Origin of the sequence: Chitinophaga sp. (assembly GCF_039596155.1) — a bacterium.
Lineage (GTDB): Bacteria > Bacteroidota > Bacteroidia > Chitinophagales > Chitinophagaceae > Chitinophaga.
Genome location: NZ_JBCNKF010000025.1, coordinates 36,356 through 59,414, shown reverse-complemented (window position 1 = coordinate 59,414; position 23,059 = coordinate 36,356). Strand labels below are relative to the sequence as shown.

General features: G+C 46.2%; 16 protein-coding genes. 6 read left to right on the top strand and 10 right to left on the bottom strand.

What is annotated here, in order from left to right:
• Positions 1 to 279 precede the first annotated feature (279 nt).
• On the top strand, positions 280 to 2,289 hold the full coding sequence (locus tag ABDW33_RS22170; protein ID WP_343692291.1) for a TonB-dependent receptor: 2,010 nt from the start codon (positions 280 to 282) through the stop codon (positions 2,287 to 2,289).
• Positions 2,290 to 2,357: 68 nt separating this feature from the next.
• Here the strand turns inward: ABDW33_RS22170 and ABDW33_RS22165 are convergent, their stop codons facing one another.
• The 4 genes from ABDW33_RS22165 to ABDW33_RS22150 all read right to left on the bottom strand — a co-directional run bounded on the left by ABDW33_RS22165 (position 2,358) and on the right by ABDW33_RS22150 (position 7,131).
• Positions 2,358 to 3,422: a UDP-glucose--hexose-1-phosphate uridylyltransferase gene (locus tag ABDW33_RS22165; protein ID WP_343692290.1), complete on the bottom strand. Its 1,065-nt coding sequence runs from the start codon at positions 3,420 to 3,422 to the stop codon at positions 2,358 to 2,360.
• A 69-nt stretch (positions 3,423 to 3,491) separates the two neighbouring features.
• Complete coding sequence (gene galK, locus ABDW33_RS22160; RefSeq protein ID WP_343692289.1) at positions 3,492 to 4,658, bottom strand: galactokinase; 1,167 nt, start codon at positions 4,656 to 4,658, stop codon at positions 3,492 to 3,494.
• Between the two features lie 32 nt (positions 4,659 to 4,690).
• Entirely contained in the window at positions 4,691 to 5,752 is a 1,062-nt protein-coding gene (locus tag ABDW33_RS22155; RefSeq protein ID WP_343692288.1) for a 1,4-beta-xylanase, read from the bottom strand.
• A gap of 356 nt (positions 5,753 to 6,108) precedes the next feature.
• Entirely contained in the window at positions 6,109 to 7,131 is a 1,023-nt protein-coding gene (locus ABDW33_RS22150) for a LacI family DNA-binding transcriptional regulator (protein WP_343692287.1), read from the bottom strand.
• A 143-nt stretch (positions 7,132 to 7,274) separates the two neighbouring features.
• Between ABDW33_RS22150 and ABDW33_RS22145 the strand changes: the two genes are divergently transcribed.
• Positions 7,275 to 8,396: a heparan-alpha-glucosaminide N-acetyltransferase domain-containing protein gene (locus tag ABDW33_RS22145; RefSeq protein ID WP_343692286.1), complete on the top strand. Its 1,122-nt coding sequence runs from the start codon at positions 7,275 to 7,277 to the stop codon at positions 8,394 to 8,396.
• A gap of 90 nt (positions 8,397 to 8,486) precedes the next feature.
• The gene (locus ABDW33_RS22140; RefSeq protein WP_343692285.1) at positions 8,487 to 9,272 is read left to right on the top strand and encodes an SDR family oxidoreductase; all 786 of its coding nucleotides are present in this window, start codon (positions 8,487 to 8,489) and stop codon (positions 9,270 to 9,272) included.
• Between the two features lie 207 nt (positions 9,273 to 9,479).
• On the opposite strand, the gene ABDW33_RS22135 is transcribed toward ABDW33_RS22140, so the two are convergent.
• The 5 genes from ABDW33_RS22135 to ABDW33_RS22115 all read right to left on the bottom strand — a co-directional run bounded on the left by ABDW33_RS22135 (position 9,480) and on the right by ABDW33_RS22115 (position 18,482).
• Positions 9,480 to 10,910, bottom strand: a complete 1,431-nt coding sequence (locus ABDW33_RS22135) for a SusD/RagB family nutrient-binding outer membrane lipoprotein (protein WP_343692284.1) — start codon at positions 10,908 to 10,910, stop codon at positions 9,480 to 9,482.
• A gap of 23 nt (positions 10,911 to 10,933) precedes the next feature.
• Positions 10,934 to 14,131: a SusC/RagA family TonB-linked outer membrane protein gene (locus tag ABDW33_RS22130; protein ID WP_343692283.1), complete on the bottom strand. Its 3,198-nt coding sequence runs from the start codon at positions 14,129 to 14,131 to the stop codon at positions 10,934 to 10,936.
• Between the two features lie 225 nt (positions 14,132 to 14,356).
• On the bottom strand, positions 14,357 to 15,103 hold the full coding sequence (locus tag ABDW33_RS22125; RefSeq protein ID WP_343692282.1) for a hypothetical protein: 747 nt from the start codon (positions 15,101 to 15,103) through the stop codon (positions 14,357 to 14,359).
• 5 nt (positions 15,104 to 15,108) lie between these two features.
• The gene (locus ABDW33_RS22120) at positions 15,109 to 15,906 is read right to left on the bottom strand and encodes an N-acetylmuramoyl-L-alanine amidase (RefSeq protein WP_343692281.1); all 798 of its coding nucleotides are present in this window, start codon (positions 15,904 to 15,906) and stop codon (positions 15,109 to 15,111) included.
• 287 nt (positions 15,907 to 16,193) lie between these two features.
• On the bottom strand, positions 16,194 to 18,482 hold the full coding sequence (locus tag ABDW33_RS22115) for a GH92 family glycosyl hydrolase (RefSeq protein WP_343692280.1): 2,289 nt from the start codon (positions 18,480 to 18,482) through the stop codon (positions 16,194 to 16,196).
• A gap of 247 nt (positions 18,483 to 18,729) precedes the next feature.
• Between ABDW33_RS22115 and ABDW33_RS22110 the strand changes: the two genes are divergently transcribed.
• Positions 18,730 to 20,301 (top strand): S41 family peptidase, encoded by a 1,572-nt coding sequence (locus ABDW33_RS22110; RefSeq protein ID WP_343692279.1) that lies wholly within the window; start codon positions 18,730 to 18,732, stop codon positions 20,299 to 20,301.
• Positions 20,302 to 20,389: 88 nt separating this feature from the next.
• Here the strand turns inward: ABDW33_RS22110 and ABDW33_RS22105 are convergent, their stop codons facing one another.
• Positions 20,390 to 21,286: an aldo/keto reductase gene (locus ABDW33_RS22105; RefSeq protein WP_343692278.1), complete on the bottom strand. Its 897-nt coding sequence runs from the start codon at positions 21,284 to 21,286 to the stop codon at positions 20,390 to 20,392.
• 95 nt (positions 21,287 to 21,381) lie between these two features.
• On the opposite strand from ABDW33_RS22105, the gene ABDW33_RS22100 reads away from it, so the two are divergent.
• Positions 21,382 to 22,038 (top strand): GIY-YIG nuclease family protein, encoded by a 657-nt coding sequence (locus tag ABDW33_RS22100; RefSeq protein ID WP_343692277.1) that lies wholly within the window; start codon positions 21,382 to 21,384, stop codon positions 22,036 to 22,038.
• Between the two features lie 115 nt (positions 22,039 to 22,153).
• Positions 22,154 to 22,954 (top strand): DUF6515 family protein, encoded by an 801-nt coding sequence (locus tag ABDW33_RS22095; protein ID WP_343692276.1) that lies wholly within the window; start codon positions 22,154 to 22,156, stop codon positions 22,952 to 22,954.
• The last annotated feature ends 105 nt before the right edge of the window (positions 22,955 to 23,059 follow it).

The following is a 23,059-nucleotide window of genomic DNA, read 5'->3' as shown; positions in this document are numbered from 1 at the left end:
GGGCGCGGGGGGATACATTACATTATAATTTACCACCAATAAATCTGCAACATACCTTACCCCGCAAACCTGTCCGGCATTTCTTTTCTATTTACAGCTTATAGCAAACAAAATTTCTGCGGTTTTTATCGGCGGCTATTAGTCTACCGATTCTGTAGACAAATATACGCTAACCTGTTTTACATTTCCAAATATGAAGCAGCATTTTTTTAAAATTCTATTGAATTTAATAGTCGGCCGCAGTTTTGTTACCAATAATAGAATAACTAGCTTTGAATCATGACACGCCTTATTCTGCTCTGCTTAACCTGCCTGTTGTCACTCTCTGTATATGCACAACAACCTGCAGACACCACCCTCCTTCCCGAAGTACAGGTTATGGCCTATCCGGGTAAACAATACTCATTCTTACAGGTACCTTCCAGCAGCGCTGTCATTACAGAAAAACAGATCTTATTACAACAGGGCACCACGCTGATCCCCGCCCTGAACACCGTTCCGGGCATACGAATGGAAGAGCGTTCTCCCGGCAGTTATCGCTTATCATTGAGGGGCAGCCTGTTACGCTCTCCCTTCGGTATCAGGAACGTCAAAATATACATGGATGAAATACCTTTCACAGATGCTGGTGGTAATACCTACCTGAATCTCTCCGATGCAGGCGCCTTCTCAGGAATAGAAGTATTGAAAGGACCAGATGGCAGTCAGTTTGGAGCCAACTCGGGCGGTGTGGTACTCCTTCATCCAGCCGGCACACTTCCCGATACAAGCCATCTGAAAGCTGATGTACAGGGTGGCAGTTATGGCCTCTTCCATGAAGAAGCCGGCTGGCAGCAACAATGGAACAAATACCGGGTGAATATATATGAAGGAATGCAGCGTTCTGATGGCTATAGACAGAACAGCGCCCTGAAAAGGTATTATATCCAGACGGCTCAACAATGGCAATACAATCAGCATAACAGCCTCAAACTGATAGCTTTTTACAGTGATATGGACTACCGCACACCGGGCGGTCTCACCGCCGCCCAGGCTGCCGCTAATCCACGTGCTGCCAGACCCGCTACGGCTACCTTGCCCGGGGCCATTGAGCAACATGCTGGTATCCGCAATAAAACTGCATTAGGTGGCCTTGTACACACGGCCCAATTATCTGCTCACTGGAAACATGTACTCACCATCTATGGGATCAATACCCACTTCGAAAATCCGTTTATTACAAACTTCGAAGCGAGGGATGAAAACACCGCTGGTGCCCGTACATACATTGCCTTACAGGACCAACCTATCAATGGCACCAATATACACGTGGACTGGACCACTGGTGTTGAATGGTCACAAACCGGGTCAGATATCGTGAACTATGGCAATAACAAAGGGAAAAGAGACACGGTACAGGCAGCCAGTAATATCACGGCAGGTCAGCATTTCTTTTTCACAAGCCTCTCCCTGCGCCCCGGTACACAATGGATCGTAGAAGCAGCATTAAGTGCCAACTATTTTAAATACCGATTTGAAGAAGGCAGGAAAAAATTTGATCCACAACTTATGCCACGTGTATCACTCTCCTATTTAATTCTCCCGGAATGGTCTGTACGTGCATCTGTAAGCAGGGGATACTCTCCACCTTCCATTGCCGAAGTAAGAGCAACAGACAATATCATCAATACCACCTTACAGGCTGAAACAGGCTGGAACTACGAAGCAGGTTTCCGTTTGCAGGGAAGCAGCCATCAATACCAGCTGGATGCCGCGGTATTCTATTATAAACTACAGGATGCCATCGTACGTCAACTGCATGATGATGGTACTGAATATTTTATTAACGCAGGTGGTACTGAACAAAAAGGTATTGAATTACAAGGGATGACATGGTTGACAAAATGGCTGCAATTCAATGCCAGCTACGCATACAGTCATTTCATTTTCAGTGATTACAAAGCCGCAGGCAAAGACCTTTCAGGTCATGCACTCACAGGTGTACCAAAGCAGGTAGCCTACGCAGGGCTGCTGGCACAATTACCGGCACATCTTTCTGCATATGCACAATATACCTTTACAGACAAGTTACCGCTGGACGATGCGAATACTGCTTATGCCAAACAATATCATTTAGTGCAGGCCAAGATCAGCTGGCAGGCAATGCCGCATGTTTCTCTCTATGCAGGTGCGGACAATATACTGAACCAGTTTTACAGCCTTGGCAATGATCTGAATGCGGTAGGCAGCCGCTACTTTAATCCTGCTGCCCTGCGCAGTTATTACGGCGGGATAAGGGTCAGTCTCTAAAAAAAGAAAGGGGCCGCCTAAAGGCGGCCCCTACACACATTGGATCAAAAAAAACAAAAAAACATAGATTAAACGAGCTGCCCGCTTTTGTAATGGACTGCAGACAAAGTCCTCAGCCTTTCAGCTGCATATTCCGGCGTGATATCCCGCTGTGGATTTGCCAGCATCTCGTATCCTACCATGAATTTCTTTACTGTCGCGGAGCGCAGTAATGGCGGATAAAAGTGCATATGCCAATGCCATTCAGGATGTTCACTGCCATCATTCACCGGCGCCTGATGCATACCGGCAGAATAAGGAAATGATGTTTCGAATAAGTTATCGTAACGGATAGTCAGTTGTTTCAATATATCTGCCAATCCCGTTCTTTCATCTTCATTGAACTGCAGCACAGACTGTACATGACGGCGGCTGATGATCATGGCTTCGTAAGGCCATACTGCCCAGAAAGGCACCAGTGCCACGAAGTGTGCATTTTCAGCAATGATCCGCACTTGTTCTTTTACCTCTTTTTCAAGATAAGCAGACAGCAGGCTTTTACCATGCTTGTCAAAATACAGCTTCTGCTGGCGGGTTTCTTTTTCCAGCTCCATCGGAATATTCTCAGATGCCCAGATCTGTCCGTGTGGATGCGGATTACTACAACCCATAATATCTCCTTTATTTTCGAAGATCTGGATGTACCTGATATAGTCTACAGCTTTCAGTGCCTCATACTCTTTTACCCAAAGGTCTACTACCTGCCGGATAGCAGGAACGTCCATTTCAGGGAGTGTCAGGTCATGCCTTGGACTGAAACAGATCACACGGCACAAGCCTTTCTGTGACTGTGCTACCAGCAGATCATCCTCATTTACACCGCCAGATGGCGTGTCGGACAATAATGCAGAGAAATCGTTTGTAAAGGCGATAGGCCCTGTATACGCTTCATTTTTGCTACCATCAGCACGTGTATTGGTGGGACATAGATAACAGTCTTCTACGTAAGAAGGACGTTGCGCCACCGCAGAGGATTCTACTTTTCCCTGCCATGGTCTTTTAGAACGATGAGGAGAAACAAGCACCCATTCTCCGGTCAGGATATTCAACCGGGTATGGGGATGGGACGTTAAATCAAAGGTATTTTCAGACATTGCTCTTAGAAATTTCACTTGACAAGGCCATCTGCGTGAAAGCGCCCCTTCACGCAGATGGAAATGGTATTAATTATTCACCAGATTGTTAACAGTACGACAACCGTCTTCAATGCTGGTCACATACGCTTTCAAATTAGTATTGAACTGTTGTTTGTAACCTGCAGCTGCTTTTTCCAGCAGGGCTGGTACCGCAGTTTTCTTCACGATATTGATGGTACAGCCACCAAAGCCACCGCCCATCATACGCGCACCGAGTACGCCATTTTCACCGGCAGCGAATTCCGCCAGCCAGTTCAGTTCAGGGCAGCTTACATTATACAGCTTATCGAGGCCTTCGTGTGTAGCAAATACTTTCTGACCGAATGAGGTAAGGTCGTCATTCTGCAGATCGATACAGGCATCCTGTAAGCGCTGAATTTCTTCCACCACATAACGGCAACGATTATATACAGTCGCATTTTTCCCTTTTACATAGGCATCCAGCATATCCATACTTACATCGCGCAGGCTGTTCACATGCGGGTGGTGAGCCTTTACCCAGGCTACACCCTGCTCGCATTCAGCTCGACGGGTATTGTATTCAGAAGATGCCAGAGAGTGTTTTACCTGTGTATCCAGCAGAACGAGGTTGACATCATCAAAGTTGAACGGGATGTATTCATATTCAAGAGAACCACAATCCAGTTTGATCAGCTGTTGTTTCTTACCGAACATGCTGGCAAACTGGTCCATGATACCACAACGTACGCCTACGAACTGGTTTTCGGCAGCCTGCGACAAGAGCGCCATTTCCTTGCGCCCCAGGCCAAGGCTGAACAGTTCATTCAGACCAAATACGGTAGCACATTCCAGTGCTGCGGAGGATGAGAGGCCGGCGCCCAGGGGAACATTACCGCAAAATGCACATTCAAATCCACTGATGATATGACCACCCTGCTGCAATTGCTGCACAACGCCCAGCAGATAATCAGGCCAATGCTGTTTCGTACGCTCCAGTTTATCCAATGACCCGGTGTAAGTATCATTTACATCCAGTGCATGCATCACAATTTTGTTGTCGTTGCGCTTGATAATGGCGAGGTAGATAGCTTTGTCAATAGCAGCAGGTAATACGAATCCATTATTGTAATCCGTATGTTCTCCAATGAGATTAATGCGTCCTGCAGCTCTTACCATAATTGGTTCCTGATCAAAATGCTGCTGGCAATAAGCGTTTAGTTTAGCTTGCTCCACGTTCTAATTTTTTAATCAAAAGTTTATTGATCCTAATTTTTCCCGGTCAGTGATTTGATCACCGCGATCTCTTCCGTGCTGTAAGGTGTTCCATCTTGTCTGAAAATGTCGTGGAACCAAATTTTAGGTTCTGCGCCATCAGGCATAGGAGTATCCCAGGCATAGATAGTATTGGTCTTTCCGGATACAAGTCCCCAGTTGTAAGCAGCTACCTTTTCCTTCTTCAGGAGCGGCATAATGTTCGCGAAGAAGCTGTTACGGGAGCGGGCCATGTATTCAGTACAGATCAGTGGACGCCCATACCTGCGCAGGGTGTCTATTACTTCCTGGTGTTCCTTTTCGTCAGCATAGTTGTGATAGGTGATCACGTCTGAATTGTTCAGTTGGAACTCGTTCAGTTTCGTGAGACTTTTATTCCATACACCTGAGCTGATAGGCTGTTCTGTATTAGCCTCCCGGCCCCAGGTGAATACCAGTTGTAATAAAGGCAGGCTTTTCTCACCATAGTCAGAATTGCCCGGTTCGTTATAAAGATCCCACAGGAGGATACGTTTATCTTTCCTGAAGGAGGTCATTACATCCACTACATATTTATGAAGCGTATCGTTCAGCATAGGAGAGCTTTCCCTGCGGATACCCGGATCCTGCAGCCAGCCGGAATTGTGAATACCAGGTTTGGGCGCGGGTTGAGTACCGATCGCATACGTTTTATTCCAGCAATCGTCGAAGAGTACAAAAATGGTGGAGATACCGTACCTGTCAGCAATGCTGAGGTAAGTGTTTACACGGTCTTTGAAACCCTGTGGGTCCTGTTCCCAGGCAGCGTGATGCAGGAACACCCGCATAGAATTCATGCCAATAGAAGCAGCATAACCCAGGTCACGGCTGATGGTGGCGGTGTCAAAAGTAGCAGCCTGCCACATTTCCAGCTGGTTGATAGCAGTGCTGGGAATGAAATTGGCGCCGCGCTGCCAGGCATGGGACGCATACCATTTCTGCGCCTGTTTTTTGGACCATTGAGCTCTTGGCTGTGCTTGTGCAACAACGGCCATCGTTGCAATCAGCAGTGCAAGTAATGAAACTTTTCCTTTCATGCTTTTTCAGTTTTGTGGAGCAGTATAGATGTTGGATTTAATAAAGGAGGTTATTAGATCTTTTTTCTATAGCCATGGAATTATCATGTTTAAAAAAAGTGGAATTGCGATATAAAAATAGAAGATTTACGTAAACGATTACAATAAATCTTACAAAAGGTGAAAAATTTTATCTAAACTACTGTAAATGAACCAATTATTTTTTCGTAATCGTTTACATTTGGGGTCCTTTCACGTTAAAAAAGCTGTTTGCACACACTTGTATGCCCGCCAATTATTCTGCCTGTTAACAATCATTTCCGGGCACCTGATGCCCCAACTACCCCGGAAATAGGCACCGCTAATTGCCACCAGTTTTATCTCCGCATAGACGACTGCCTATATACCGGCAGCGGGTCTAATACCACTCTTGACTTTACCAATGTACTTTCTTCCCCCTCATTGATCAACTCCATCAATAATTTAAATGCCTCCTTCCCCATCTGTACTGTCTGCTGATCTATGCTGGACAAACTCGGCGTTATATGCTCATCAAATGATTCATTCGCAAATCCGACCACTCCAAACGCGCCCGGCATGTCAATCCCCCTGTCTTTCAATTCCTTCACTACCCCCAGGGCCGTAAAATCCTCCACAGCAAACACCGCATCCGGTGGCTGCGGCAGCCCGAGAAAATGCTGTATCGCCTGCCTGCCCGCCTCAATCGAAACATTCCCCTGGTAAATAAGAGCCGGCTCCACGGGTATACTATAAGCAGCCAGTGCAGCTTTGTATCCCTCTAAGCGGTCTTTAAAAATCTTCAGGTGCTGTTGCCCGGTAATATGGGCAATACGCTTATACCCCTGCCGGATCAGGTGCTCAGTAGCGTAGTAGGCGCCCTTATAGTCATCCACTACCACGGAAGGAATATTCAAACTATCATTTGCACGGTCAAAGAAGACCAGCGGTACACCCCGCTCCTTAATCTCCAGGTAATGGCTGAAATCTAAAGTCTCCTTGGCAATAGACGCGAGGATACCATCTACCCGTGTGCTCAGAAAGGTTTCAATTCCCTTCTGCTCATACTCCGGCAGCTCATTAGACTGGTAGATCAATACGTTGTAGCCATGCTGATTGGCCATGCTTTCAATACCGTGGATAACAGAGCCAAAGAAGTTGATCTCAGCACTCGGAATAATGACCCCAATAATATTGGTCCTGCCGGAGCGCAGCGACCAGGCGATCCTGTCTCTCCGGTAGTTCATCCTTTCCGCCGCTTCCTGTACCATCTTCCGGGTCTCCTCACTGGTGCCCTTGCGGTTATTCAACGCCCTGGACACAGTCGCACCCGTCAGGTTCAGCTCCCTGGCAATATCTGCTATAGTAACTTTGTGGTTCAATAAAGGCTGTGTTTACTACTAAAGTATAAAATGATTATTTAATACAGCAAAAATAATGGGGGAAGATAAAGGTTATTATTTCAATAGATTCATTGCAATAAGAAATTCGTTGCATTATATTTATACTAATCTAATCCTTACCGATGCAAGCAGCCAATCAACGCTTTTTACCACTGGATGTATTCCGTGGCCTTACCATCTGCTTCATGATCATTGTAAACACTCCCGGTAGCTATGATCATGTATTTGCACCACTGGAACATGCTGCATGGCATGGTTTCACACCCACCGACCTGGTTTTCCCGTCCTTCCTCTTCGCTGTGGGCAATGCAATGAGCTTTAGTATGCGCAAGTATTACGAAATGGACAATGCTGCCGTACTTTCAAAAATATTCAAAAGGACCCTGCTCATCTTCCTGCTGGGCTTCATTATGTACTGGCTACCTTTTGTACACCACACGCCCGATGGCGGACTTGCCTTCAACCCCTTCCATGATACCCGCATCATGGGTGTACTGCAAAGAATTGCCCTTTGCTACTGTTTTGCCTCGCTGATGATCCGCTTCCTGCCCGAAAAAGCAGTATGGGCTATCAGCGGACTGATACTGGTGGGTTACTGGCTCATCATGCGCTTCCACGGAGACCCTTCCGATCCATTTGGTTTCAGCAACAACGCAGCCGTTCGTTTCGACAGGCTCATTCTTGGTGAAAATCACATGTACCATGACAGAGGTACTATCTCCGAACCCGAAGGATTGCTCAGTACACTGCCAGCCATCGTGAATGTGGTAATAGGTTACTACACCGGCCTCTATATTCAAAAACGCAAGCCCAACACACTAAGTCTGCTGTTAAGACTAGGCTGTTTTTGTATCGTCCTGGCCACCTTCTGGAACAACGAATTCCCAATTAATAAAAAGTTATGGACCAGTACCTTTGTATTATTAACCGCCGGTCTGGACCTGTTGATCCTTACATTGCTACTCTATATAATAGATGTCAAAGGGCAAACCAGGTGGACCGGATTCTTCACCACCTTCGGGAAAAACCCATTATTCCTTTATCTTTTATCAGAAGTGCTGGTTATATTCCTGTTTTTCTTTACTATTGGGAACGAATCGGTATATGAATGGTTGAATAACCACATATTCCAGCCAATAGCCCCAGGTAAAGTAGGTTCTCTCCTCTTTGCAATTACATACATGCTGTTTTGCTGGTGTGTGGGTAAAATCCTGGACAAAAAACGTATATACGTTCGTGTATAAGAAAGGTGGTATAGTATATTGCCTTATCTTAGCTTCCTGAAACCCAACGTGTTTAGCTTTGTTTTGAGAAACTGTTAGTCATGAAATAGTATGGAACTATCTTTAAAGGGAAAAACCGCCCTGATCTGTGGTGCTACACAGGGAATTGGATTAGCCACAGCCAGGGAACTGGCCGCTTTAGGAGCCGAATGTATCCTGATGGCCAGGGACAAAGAGGCCTTAAAAGAAATAATACCTACGCTCGAAGCAGAACATTTCCAGGAGCATAGTTATCTTGTAGCTGACTTCAGAAACCCTAAAGAGGTCGAAGAAGCCATCAAAACAGTCACAGAGAAACAGACCGTTCACATCCTGATTAATAATACCGGCGGCCCTGCCAGTGGCCCGATCGTAGAAGCAGAAGTACAGGAGTTCACAGATGCCTTTAACCAGCACCTGGTGAATAACCATATACTGGCGCAGGCCGTAATCACAGGTATGATTGGCGCAGGTTATGGCAGGATCATCAATGTGATCTCTACTTCTGTAAAAGCCCCCCTTAAAAATCTCGGCGTATCCAATACCATTCGCCTCTCTGTTGCCGCCTGGGCCAAGACCATGGCGACAGAACTGGCACAATATGGTGTGACCGTCAACAATATTCTGCCTGGTTCCACTAATACTAACCGTCTTCAATCCCTGATAAAGACAACGGCCAAAAAGCGGAATGTAGAAAGACAGGTAATCGAACAGGAAATGCTGGGTGAAATACCAATGAAACGATTTGGAGATGCTAAAGAAATTGCAGCCGCAATTGCATTTCTGGCTACACCTGCCGCCGGTTATATCACGGGTACAAGTATTCCTGTTGATGGCGGCAAAACACCTACCTTTTAATATAGCTTATAATATAAAAGCCCCGACAAATGTCGGGGCTTAATTCATCACTTTTTACTATTACAAATTGAACAAGTGTGTATCTGATTGTGCAAAAATCCTTCATCTGAACGCATAACCAGGAGCGGAAAAGGAATTTTATTTACGCAAAGGGGAAAAACAAAAAAGGGGGGCAGTCTGAGACTGCCCCCCTTTTTTTCTTGCTGATTATCTTACATCGAACCATAACCTTGTCACTAGCTGATCCGCACCCTGGTTTGCTACCGCCGCTTTGTAATTAGCTCCATTCAGTGCCTGCTCTGCAGAAGGATAAGTCAACCGCAAAGGCATCTTTCCATCCAGGACACCGGCATAGGCAGGTTTCAGCACCGGATAATCCAGTCTTCTCCACTCTGCAAATCCTTCCAGCCCCTCACCAAACAGCGCCAGCCATTTCTGTTCGCCGATAGACTTCCTGTAGTTCGCCGCATCGTATGCTACGGAAGTTTGTGCCAGGTAGGTAGCCACCGCTGCGTCACTCAGATTATACTGTTTCAGCGAGGCTGTAACAGCCTGTCTGTACAGATCTGCCGCATCACCGCTCAGTAACCCCCGCTGTGCTGCTTCTGCTTTGATGAACAGCAACTCGGCGTAGTTAAAGATCACTGCGGGTGCAGTTGTTGCCGTAAATACCGCACCTACATCTGATGTTTTGTTGAAACCCAGTTTGGAAGCTGAATCCGTAGGCAGACCATTCGTAATGCCTACCACGGTATTGGTATCTCTTGGCACCGCACCATATATTGCCAGGCGAGGATCATTGTAAGCACGCAGTAAGTCGACCACAGTCTTACTGATACGATAGTCACTACGAGTTTCCCTGTTCTTTGCCACCGGATTCTGGTTAGGAGATGCCAGGTACACCAGTTGGGCATTTTCAGCATTTGTAGCAATCAGGCCACTGTTGTCAGCCCCGATTTCGTCGAACACTGCTTTCGCTGCATCGAACTCTTTGTCTGCTATTCTCAGTGCAATACGTAGTCTCAGAGAGTTGGCAAACTTTTTCCACTTATTCATGTCACCGTTATACAGCACATCTCCACCGATCGCATTGTCAGTAGTACTGATCAGTCCTGCCGCCGTCTTTAGTTCTGCCAGCAAACCCAGGTAGATGTCACGCTGGTTATCGTATTTAGGTGTCAGGTACTTTTCAATGTTCGCAGCCTGTGAATAAGGAACATCGCCATACAGGTCTGTCAGCACCTGGAAGATCCAGGAACGCATGATGATACCTACTGCTTTGTAATTCGGATTGTGCAGTGTATCGCCCAGCTGAATCAATGTTGAGAAATCCTCTACACCCTGTGCATAAAAGTTATTCCAGATGGTTTGAATGCTGGTAGCAGCAGGAATATATTTATCAGGATCTGTATATTGGATCTTTGCCCAGTACTGTACATACAGCAGGCTCGTTTCCATAGATGCATCCGTGCCCCAGTAGGTATCCACATTCGATTTGATACCATTCGTGAGCAGGTAATCCGGCTGGGCAGATGTTGCTTCGTTCGGATTTTTGTTGATCCTTTCCAGCTCTTTGGAGCAGGATGTGAGCACCACTGCAATACCAGACACCCACAATATATATTTGAATAATTTCATGATCTGATTTTTTGATGGTTGAATTAGAAGGATACTTTCAGGTTCACTCCTATACTACGGGTAGTAGGGATCTGCAATGTTTCCAGCCCCTGTCCGTTACCAGTATTAAAGGCTGTTTCCGGATCGATATTGGGCACTTTTTTATCGATATAGAACAGGTTGCGTGCAGTTAAGGTCAGGTTCACACCTTGTAATCCCCATCTATGTGCCAGCTCCTGTGGCAATGCATATCCTACCCTTACCTCTCTGAGTTTGATAAAACTGGCACTGTATACGCTGCTTTCATTCAAAGAGCTGCTGTATACTGCTTTGTAGTAACGCTGCGCAGGCAGAATTGCTTCGTTCTTTTTACCATCGGCAGTGACACCATCGAAGATGATACCATCATGATAGACAGTTTCACCATTTGGCGCCGCAGCGGTATGACTTTCCAGGCGGACTGCAGTACCCTGCTGGTTGTTGTTGGCATAGTAATAAGGAATACCACCATGCTCTGCATCACGACCTGGCATAGTCGATGCCAGTACACCGGTATAATTACCGGTATAGTTAGTACCGGACCATATCTGGCCGCCCTGGCGGGTATCGATCAGGAAGCCTACACTGAAGCCTTTGAAAGTAAAGTTGTTGTTGATGCTACCACTCCATTTCGGCGTATAGTACCCCAGCACTTTCTTATCATCAGCCACTACAGGTGCTCCGCTTGCACTTACGATGATCTCACCCTTATCGTTACGTTTGTAAGCTTTACCATACAGGGCACCATAGCGCTTGCCTTTAGACGCCAGTACCTGCATGTTGCCTGAGCTACCCATTACATAATCGTTCAGGAAACCTTCTTTGTCCAGCTCAATTACCTTGGAGATATTTTTCGCATAATTGATATTCACATCCCAACGGAAACCAGAAGCAGTTGTAACAGGCGTACCGCCCAGCATCACTTCCACACCGTGGTTGTTAATTTTACCTGCATTCAGGATCTTTTTCAGATCGCCGGTGGTCGCACTTACGTCTGCCAGCAGGATCTGGTTGTAACTGCTGGAAGAATAGTAAGTCACATCAGCATGGATACGGTCTTTCAGGAAACCTGCTTCCACACCAAATTCAGTAGCCTGTGTAATTTCCGGTTTAAGGTCTTTCTTCAGGAACTTGTCATTGACAGTCAACATCGGATAGCTACCAAATGGCTGGCTGAAAGGATAAGTATTCACCAGCTGGTAAGGATCGGTATCCTTACCGACCATTGCCCAACCACCTCTTACTTTCAGATTAGTCAGCACATTGCTTTGAATATGCAGGGCGTCGGTCAGCACAACGCTTGCATTTACAGAAGGATAGAAGTAAGAATTATTTCCTGCAGGCAGCGTGGAAGACCAGTCGTTACGTGCAGTTGCATTCAGGAATGCCCAGTTACGGTAAGACAGTGAGGCAGATGCAAAAGCACTGTACACCTTCAGGCGGGTAAATACATTTGTTGAAATCAGCGGATCGCGGGAGTTATTCAATGTGTACACATCTTTCACCGCCAGCTTGGGCGCCTGCTGATAGTTATTTTCATATTGGTTGGTACGAATGTTACCGCCTACCAGACCATCAATAGTGAAGTTGCTGTTCAGCTGCTTTTTCGCATTCAGGGTGAACTCACCGTTGGTTTCCGTTACTACGTAATTGTCTTCGGTATATGAACCGAAAGGTGTACCATTGGTGTAGTAAGCCACCTTGTATTTACGCTTATCGTTGTAAGTATCGGTACCTACACGGAAGTTAGCAGAAAGCCAGTCAGTCACATCGTAGCTCAGACGGGCATTACCGAAGAAACGGTTACGCGCCTGTCCTACAGTATTTTCATATTGTATCCAGTATGGATTGCTATAGTAACTATGGTTCCAGTTGAAATCTGTACCATCCGCATTTTTATAATTCCTGAGGAGGCGGGTATCTACCTGGCGGCCGAACCAGGTGTATTGCAATGTCACACTGTTGGCACGTTTACCATCGATCCCCGGCAGGTTATCAGCACCCGCTTTTACGTAGTTGGCATACGTACTCAGTGTGAGCTTCGGTGCCAGGTGGAAGGTGGTATTCACCGCAAAGGAGTTGCGGGTGATCCCTGTGTTGGGCATAATGCCCGTCTGCTTTGTATTATTAAAAGAGAAACGGTAATCTACCTTTTCATTGCTACCACTCACGGCCACTCCATTGTTCAGGGTGTAACCGGTCTGGTAGAAATCCTTTACATTGTCCGGGTGTGCTACGAAAGGAACGGCCACACCGTTGGAGAAAAACTGAGGGATCAGCCGGCCGTCCATTTTAGGCCCCCAGCTTTCATCCACGCCATCGTTGATACCACCTCCTTTACCATCTACATAAGAGAACTGTCCGCCGGAACCCTGTCCGTAGCTATTCTGGTATTTAGGCAATACCAGGATGTTTTCGAAGGTCGCGCTGCTATTTACAGTCACACCATAACCTTTTACGCCTTTGCCGGTTTTGGTCCTGATCACCAGTACGCCACCAGCAGCACGTGAACCGTACAGCGCAGCCGCGTTAGGGCCCTTCAAAACGTTCAGTGATTCAATATCATCAGCGTTCAGGTCGGCAATGGCATTTGCAAAATCACGACCGGTACCTACACCCAGCTGGCTATTATCCAATGGAATACCATCCACGATAAATAAAGGTTGGTTATAACCAGCGATAGAGGTCTCACCTCTGATCACGATACGGGAAGACCCCATACTACCCTGGCTGCTTGTTACTGTCACACCGGCTATTTTACCTGTCAGTGCATTGACAATATTGGATTCGCGGGCTTCAGCGATATCTTTCGATTTCAGTTCCTGTACAGCATAGCCCAGGGAACGTTTTTCCCGGCTGATGCCGAGGGCTGTTACCACTACTTCCTGCAGTTTGCTTTCGTTATTCTCCAGCGCGAAGTTCAGGGTGCGGCTGTTGCCAACTACCTGCTCAACAGCGGTATACCCAATAAAGGAAATGCGAAGTGTATCCTTTGGAGATACATTGATGGAGTACTTACCATCAGCATCAGTTTGTGTACCATGATTACTACCCTTGACAGCGATAATGGCGCCCGGAATAGGCGTAGCATCGGTACGGGAAGTGACAACGCCGGTAATCCGGGTGTCTTGTGCCTGCCCCCATTGATATGTGAGCATGAGAGCCAGTAAAATGCCGGCGATTCTGCGTAGTTGGTTGTACATTGGATCAGATTTCATGTAATTAATGCCCATGGCAATGCCTGGCCGGTTAGGAACCAGCAGTTGACATGACTCACAATTGCGTTGACTTAATATTTGATGAGTAGGAGAATTGCCACTACTTATACAGACGTTTAAACGACGATTGCTAAATACAGGGGCGAAATTAAGAAGGATTTTATTATCCTACAAGTTTTATAGACTAAGTTGTTAATATTTTTATAAAAATCACTCGCTTTTGAGGAAACCAGCAGACTCTAAAAGCCTGTGTATATTGGGATTACTACTATAATTAGCAATAGGGGTTTTTAATTCCTTTGTGATCAGGCTCAGTTTGCTATACTTATTGCCAAAGGCATTAGCGAAGGCGTTTCCATAGATGAGGTTCATAAATCCATGGTAGGGTTCATAACGGCCGTATCCCCTGTCCTGCCAGAATTTGTCCATTTTATTATTAAAGCCTTCCAGGGCGGCGCGGAATTCTTCTTCTGTAATTTTAGAGACAGGACCTTTGCGGCGTTCTGCGTCTACGACTTCTTTTTTAAATAAGGTAATATAGAAAGCAGAGCCTTTGTCTTTTGTGATGCCATCCAGGGCTTCGTTGAGTCCTTTGTACCCGTCTTCGCTCCCGTCGGCGCAGTACATCAGCACAGAATCGCCGGAAGCGGTTTTCCGGAGGGTGGTCACGAAATACAATCCATCGAATGACTGAAAGATGAGATAAGTACGGTCATTCTTCTCTACTTTCTTCAGGATCTTCAGGTGTTCAGCTTCCAGGTCACCTGACTTTCGGCCGCTGATCCCTCCCTGTCTGGAGGCAGGATCGGTACGGTCCAGCACTATTTCGTCACTGCCGATGGTCACATGGACCGCAGGCGTCGTGCCTGTGCTCCATGTATACCAATCGCCTTTCTGGGCCGTAGTAGCCGATATAAAGAAAAATAAACAAAAACAGCTACTGATTATCCGTTTCATATCAGTTATTCACTTTTTTGCATGAGGTTATAAAGGATCTTCTTCTCTCCTTCATCCAGTTTTATGCCGGTTAATGAATCGGCGGGTATAAAATGCCTTTTGAAGGCAATAATTGCAGCACTGGTATCCTTCACATCATAACCGAAAAGGCGCAGGGCCTGTTTGGTATTAAAATCTGCGGGCAGGGTCACATTGGTCGTATCGTACCAGAGGCCAAAACCTTTTTCTGCCAACTGCTGCCAGGGGAAATAGCGGTTGGGATCATTTTTACGGGTAGGCGCAATATCTCCATGACCAATAAAATTAGCTGCTGGAATGTTATACCGGTGTTTTAAGGTATCCAGCAGCACCATCAGGCTGTTGATCTGCTGCGGCTGAAAAGGCACGTGTCCATTATTATCCAGTTCAATGCCGATAGAGCAGGAGTTCATATCTGTTACATTCCCCCATTTGGACAAGCCTGCGTGCCATGCGCGGAGATAATCGTTCAGCATTTGTACGACAGTACCATCCTGACAGATTACGTAGTGAGCACTTACATTGGTACGGGTCAGGGTAAAGGTCCTGAATGTACTGTCGCATGTGCCTTGTGCGGTATGGTGAATGATCACATAATTAGGCTTCCGCATATTGAAGTTGGTTGTCCCAATCCATTGGCCTGTGCCGGGTTCTGCACGCAGGGTACGGGCGTAAGACCTGGCTTGCCTGCGGTATACCTTGTTCGTAGCACCGTATGGCGTATGTGCACAGCTGAATAGAATAGCCGGTAGGGCTAAGCAGAGTAATAATCTGACCTGTTTCATAGCTAACAAACATACAATTTAAATACCACGTTCCTCTATCTGCTTATGCCCTAAATGTACTTCAACGATACTATCAAGCGGTCACTATAAGGGCACTATAAGGGCACCTATATATCACCTCAATATCCAAAGGATATACAAGTGCCCTTATAGTGGCGGTTTAGTGGCGGTTTAGTGACGGGTTAGAGACGGGTTAGAGACGGGTTGGTAATACAGTCGAAGTATCGCTACACAAAAAAGCCCACTCTTCCGAGTGGGCTTTCTATCTATAATGGTATTATATTATCTTATTTAACCTCCTGAGTCATAGAATAAGGTACGTCTTTATCAGAGATACCTCTGCTCTTATTAGGCATTGCATCCATGTCAAAGTTGATCGTTGCGCCCTTCATCAGCGCATCATAATCCAGCCAGTTGTTAGTCAGGTTCTCCCCATTGAAGGTAGCAGATCTGATGTAACGGTTTTCTTCGCTGTTTCTGGGTGCATTGATCACGATTTCCTTCCCATTTTCCAGCTTTACAGTGGCTTTTTTGAATAAGGGGGCACCTACTACGTACTGTGGTGCACCTGGTGTAACCGGGTAGAAGCCCAGTGCACTGAATACATACCATGCTGAAGTCTGGCCGTTGTCCTCATCTCCGCAATAACCATCAGGAGTAGCAGAATACAGGCGGTTCATCACCTCTCTGAGCCAGTATTGAGATTTCCATGGAGCACCTGCATAGTTGTACAGGTAGATCATATGCTGGATTGGCTGATTACCGTGTGCATACTGGCCAAAGTTCATGATCTGCATTTCGCGGATCTCGTGAATGGTAAAGTTATAGTAGCTATCGTCGAATACCGGCGGCATTGCAAATACAGAATCCAGCATTTGTACGAAAGTCTCTTTTCCCCCCATCAGGTTGATAAGCCCCTGTACGTCGTGGAATACAGACCAGCTATAGTGCCAGCTGTTACCTTCTGTGAAGGCATCTCCCCATTTGTAAGGATTGAAAGGTGTCTGGAACTTCCCATTCTCGTTCTTACCACGCATTAATTTACTTTCAGCATCGAATACATTGCGGTAGTTACGCGCCTGTTTGGCAAAACGGTCAATTTCTGCTTTCGGACGCTTCAGGGCTACTGCCAGTTTCCAGATAGTCCAGTCATCATAGCAATATTCCAGGGTACGGGCAGTGTTCTCATTGATTTTCACATCGTAAGGCACATAACCTAGTTTGTTATAGTATTTCACTCCTTTACGGCCTACTGATTCCAACGGACCTTCGTTGTTGGAGTTCTTGATGATCGCTTCGTATGCCGTATTGATGTCGAAACCTCTTACACCTTTCAGGTAAGCATCCGCGATCAGGGAAGCAGAGTTGGAACCGATCATGCAATCGCGGTGACCAGGACTCGCCCATTCAGGCAACCAGCCACTTTCTTTGTATGCATTCACCATACCTTCCATAATGTGCGCGTTCATAGAAGGGTACATCAGGTTGAAGAACGGGAACTGTGCACGGAAAGTGTCCCAGAAACCATTATCAGTGAACATATAGCCTGGCAATACCTGGCCATTATAAGGGCTGTAGTGCACCACTGCACCTTTTGCATCGTACTCATAGAACTTACGAGGGAACAGCATAGAACGGTACAGGCAGGAATAGAAGGTACGGGTCTGGTCTGCAGTACCACCTTCCACCCTGATACGGTTCATTTCTGTATTCCATGCAGCTTTCGCCTTGTCCCTGATGGCCTCGAAAGTGCTGCTACCTATTTCCTGGTTCAGGTTCAATACCGCCTGCTCGGGGCTGATGAAGGATGAAGCTACTTTTACGTTTACTTTTTCACCTTTTATGGTTGAAAAACCAATCACGGCACCTACATGGTTCTCTTTTGCTTCTGCCACACCTCTGGTCAGCTCACCATTTTTAAAGGTAGCCACATATGTGAATGGCTTGTCGAAGGTGAGAACGAAATAGTTTTTGAAGTTGGCCGGTACACCACCGCTATTCTTTGTAGTATAGCCCACAATCTTACGCTCTTCAGGCAATACCTTGATATAGGAACCTTTGTCCAGCGCATCGATCACGACAAAAGCGCTGTCCTCTTTACCGTAAGTAAAGCGGATAGCGGCAGCTCTTTCAGTGGGCGTGATCTCTGTGGTCACATTATGATCTGCCAGGTATACGCTGTAGTAATATGGCTTTGCTACTTCCGCTTTGTGCGAGAACCAGCTGGCTCTGTCATCTTCTTTAAATTTTACAGATTTAGTCACCGGCATGATGGCAAACTGGCCATAATCGTTGATCCATGGGCTGGGCTGGTGGGTTTGTTTAAAACCACGCAGTTTGTCTGAATGATAGGTATATGCCCATCCGTCACCCATTTTGCCGGTCTGCGGCATCCAGAAGTTCATACCCCATGGGCAGGCAATAGCCGGATAAGTGTTCCCTGTTGACAAGGAACCCTTAGAATCGGTTCCCATAAGTGGATTGACCCATTCCACCGGGTCGGAGACGCTGTTCACAGTCTGGGCCTTCGCAAAACAGGATGCCAGCAAAAGGGCCGGAATGATGAGTTTTTTCATGTTGAGAATGTCTGGAATTTTAGCATGATAAAGGACGTAAAAATAAGTTTTCGCAGGTTAAAATACAGTTTATTTTATAAATGGAAGAATAGCTGTACTGGCGTGCAGAGAAAGGCTAAATTGTTTTAGCTATAATGGGTATTATCGGGACAATATTAACTTTTCCTTAAAAAGTAAACTTTAAACCAACCGCCGAGTCCAATACTCTCGTATTTACTATCACATTCATTGATAATCCATTCTTCTCATGAATAAAAGATTTACGCTGGCCGTACTTTTTGCGGGTACATTAGGTGCAGGCTTATTTTCTGCCTGTAAGAAAGAGAGTGAAGCCGGGGGTACAACTACCACTACCACGACTACCGGTACTGCTATCTCGGACGAGGACTCCCTGAAATACCTGATGTATAATACTATGCAGGTAAGCTATGTAGATGGCGGCAGAAGCACGACCACGAATCTGCCCACCTACTACTGGTATTCAAATGTACCAACACTGAACCCCCTGAGCAGTACTTACGCCAATGCCGATTCCCTGTTGTCAGTTATGAAAGGATATGCGGTAGGCACTGGCTCTACCGTACTGGACAGGTATAGCTTCCTGGATAGGACCGGATCTTTATCTTCGTCCCTGCAGGACGGTGTATCCGGCTCCCTGAAGAAAGTAGCCGCAACCTCCGGCGATTATGGTATGGAGGTAAGTTATGTATATGCTGATGCCAGCAAAAGTACCACTTACCTGTACGTACTTTATGCAGATAAGAATTCCCCGGCTGGCCTGGCAGGTGTACAGAGAGGAGACCGGATCACCGCAATTAACGGGGATACGAATATCTCTTACGATGGGGCTTCCGGCAGTAATACCACCAAGGTGAACAATGCGCTGTTTAACTCGACTTCAGTTACACTGAAAGTGCTCAAGGCAGGTACGACTGCGACGACCGCCTCCTATTCGCTGGCCACTACTACTTATAATATTAACCCGGTGCTGTTCGATACGACTTTTACCATCAATGGGGCTAAAGTAGGATACTTTGTGTTTTACACGTTCACCAACACCTATACGAGCAAAGGCGTGGCTTCCAATACCAAGACGATCCTGGATGCACTGTTTGCAAAATACAAAGCAGCGGGTATTACTAACCTGATCGTGGACCTTCGCTATAATGGCGGCGGTTCCGTTACGACCGCCGAGTACCTGGACAGTGCAATAGCTCCGGCCAGTGCTGCGGGTAAGACCATGTACTACTATCTGTACAACGATAAGCTGACGGCAAATCTGGATAAGGTAGGGCTGGATGCGAGTGTGAATTTCCCGTCTTCGACTGGCGGACTGGCATTGGACAATGTGTTCTTTATCGTATCTGGCAATACAGCGTCTGCAAGTGAGATGACGCTGAATAACCTGAAGCCCTATATGAATGTGAAGCTGGTAGGGGAAACGACTTATGGTAAACCTTGCGGGTTTATTACGTTTACGCTATCTGATTACGATAGTACAGGGAAAGAAAAGTACCTCGCAGATCTGTATGCGATCAACTTTGCGACCGAGAATGCCAATCATGTTGGCGGGTATTTTACCGGCATTAACCCAGACGCTTCCGCAGTGGATTATATTAATGTGCCCTGGGGAAATCTGAGTAATGATGATAACCTGGTAGCAATTTCGAATTATCTGACCACCGGTAGTTATACTTCCAGTGGCGGCAGATTATCATTGGGCAATACAGGTGGCATGCTGAAGGTATCCAAAACACCGCTGTCAACCAAGAGCTTCAATGGAATGGTGGACTTCAGGATTGGGAAAAAACTAAAGTAGGTTAATAACAACTTTCATAACAAAACCGCTTTTGCTTACGGCAAAAGCGGTTTTGTTTTTGGGGAGGGTCTACACCGGCCTTCCCGTGTTATCTATGCTGGTCATAAACGTTTGGTTGAATGGATTGCTGTAACAAGGTCATTTCCTGCTGCGTTAACGTCGCTGATCTGAACACCCCCACAGCTTCTTCCAGCTGGTTTTGCGTTCTGATCCCAACTACCGCAGCTGCAATTGCCGGCTGGTGCAATACAAACCGTAAGGCGGTCTGTGCCAGCGTACGGTCGGGCCCTGAAATATTTGCCACAGCCAGTGCCGCTTTAGCCACTGCTGCTGCATCGTAACTCAGGTAAGGTTCGGGATGCTTACCGGCGAGCAGGCCTTTTGCCACCCCTCCCCTTGCCAGCACTCCAATATTATTTGATTGTAACAGCTGCAGGCAGGTTTCTTCCGGTCTCCGGTCCAGCAGGCTATACTGCATCATCACACTCACGATATTCGAACGGTTGATATACTCCCTGATCACGTTCGGGCGAATAGAGGAAATACCATAATAACGGATCTTCCCTGCCTGTTGTAATTGTTCAAATGCGTCAATGGTCTCATCAATAGGATCTTCTATCATTCCTCCGTGCAACTGGTACAGATCGATGTAGTCAGTACCCAGGCGACGCAGACTCTCCTCTACTGCCTGCAGGATGTAGACTTTGGAAGGGTTCCAGTCCCACCCGCTTTTGTCCGCTCTCCACTGGTTACCCACCTTGGTAGCAATAATTGCCTTATCCCGTTTTCCTTTCAGTGCCTGGCCCAGCTGCACTTCGTTGTCTCCATGGTTGTAGAGATCCGCCGTATCAAAGAAATTGATCCCTTTTTCCAATGCCCTATGCACCAGGAAAGTGTTCTCTAAGGTATTTTCTCCCAACGACATACATCCGAAAGCAATTTCGCTGATCTGAAGGTCCGATTTACCAAGGGTGTTGTATTTCATAGTACTAATTTAACTGCCCTTGCAAAAAAATAGCACCATTATTAAAAAAATTTCTACATTTTGCATACATATCCTCGAATTGTCATTCTGTCACCATGGAACAAGTCCTCATTGGCAAATGTGTGTATATTATCAATACAGGGAAAAACCTTTACAAGATTGGGAAAACCCATGACCTGCAAAAAAGGCTTTCTTCCTATCATACCCACCTGCCCGTCATGTTCCGTGTGATCCGCCAGTACCCGGCAGCGAATATGGATGACCTGGAAGAATGTCTTCATGTGATCTTCCAGCACAAAAGAGTCAAAGGCGAATGGTTTGAGCTCCAACCTTCCGATCTCGTCATTTGTGACAATGTTGCCCGCAACTACGCACTCAGCCGTATACATAAGCAAGCCAAACAATATGGACAGATCCGCTATAGCGATGATCCGTTATTACAGGTAATGGAAGCGAATGAAAAGTATCTGCAGGATTATAGCAGGGTAGCGCAGGACATAGACCTGGGACTGAGTACCGATGAAGTATTTGAGCTCCACGAAGGCAGTGTACCCAAAGCTGTCATAGAAACTGTACGTAGATTACTGAAATATCGTACACCGAACTCGGCATTCCTGAGTAAATGGCTGCCGGTGGTCAACGAACTGAGCACAGGTAGCACTGAAGCTGCTATTTTAAATAAATACAAAGGACAAATAAGCCGCAACACGATCCAGATGATCAAAAGGATCCTCCGCAACCAACTGTTTTAATGCCATTTTAAGCGGGATTTAAGTCCTCCAATTTACCTTCACATAAAATGTTAAAGCAGGTTTTAACGTTAAACTAAGTGTATCCAAACCGATCTAATATATAAATTCAGGCAAGATGAAGAAGAGAATATATATGTTGCTGACACTTATAGCCCTGGTGAGTATGGCAACCATGGATAGTGCTTTTGCACAACGAGGACGTGGAGGAGGTCATGTTTCCTTTGGTGGTGGAGGCCGCGTGGCATTTAGTGGCGGCGGTCGTGTTGCATTTGGTGGTGGAAGCAGAGTTGCCGTTGGTGTAGGCGCCCGTTTTGGTGGTCCACATTTTTATGCAGGTGGTTATTACCGCTCTCCTTACCATTATCATTATTATCCCCGTCCATATTATTATCGTCCATACCGTTATTATGGGATGCCAGTAGGATTCGTAGTGAATGTACTGCCTTATGGTTTCCTTTCTTTTAACACTGCATGGGGTCCTTATTATTATTCTGATGGATTCTTCTATCAGCCCTATGCAGGAGCGGGCACAGAGCGTGAACAATACCAGGTAGTCGATCCTCCGATGGGTGTAGTGATTCCAAGTTTACCAAGTGGGGTAAATACCGTGGTGATTGACGGGAATACTTACTACGAAAAAAACGGTACTTATTACCAGGAAATCCTACAGGATAAACAAGTAAAATATGTGGTAGTAGGAAAAAACGGACAACTGGATACAGGCAAAGCACAGGATGAACAACCTGCCCCTGCACCAGACCCTGAGATACTGGATCAACTACCAAATGGTAGCAGAGGAGTCGAGATTAATGGTCAGCAATTATACGTGTCTCCTGATGGTATGTACTACCAGGAAGTCACTAACGCAGACAGTTCCAGAGGATATAAGCTCGTTGGAAAACAGTCTGCAGATTAATAAGTATCTGTTTTCAATTCTGGCAAGTGGCATGGGTTTCCATGCCACTTGTTTTTTTAGTAGTATCCCTTTCGCAAACCTACATAAGTATGATTAAATAATATT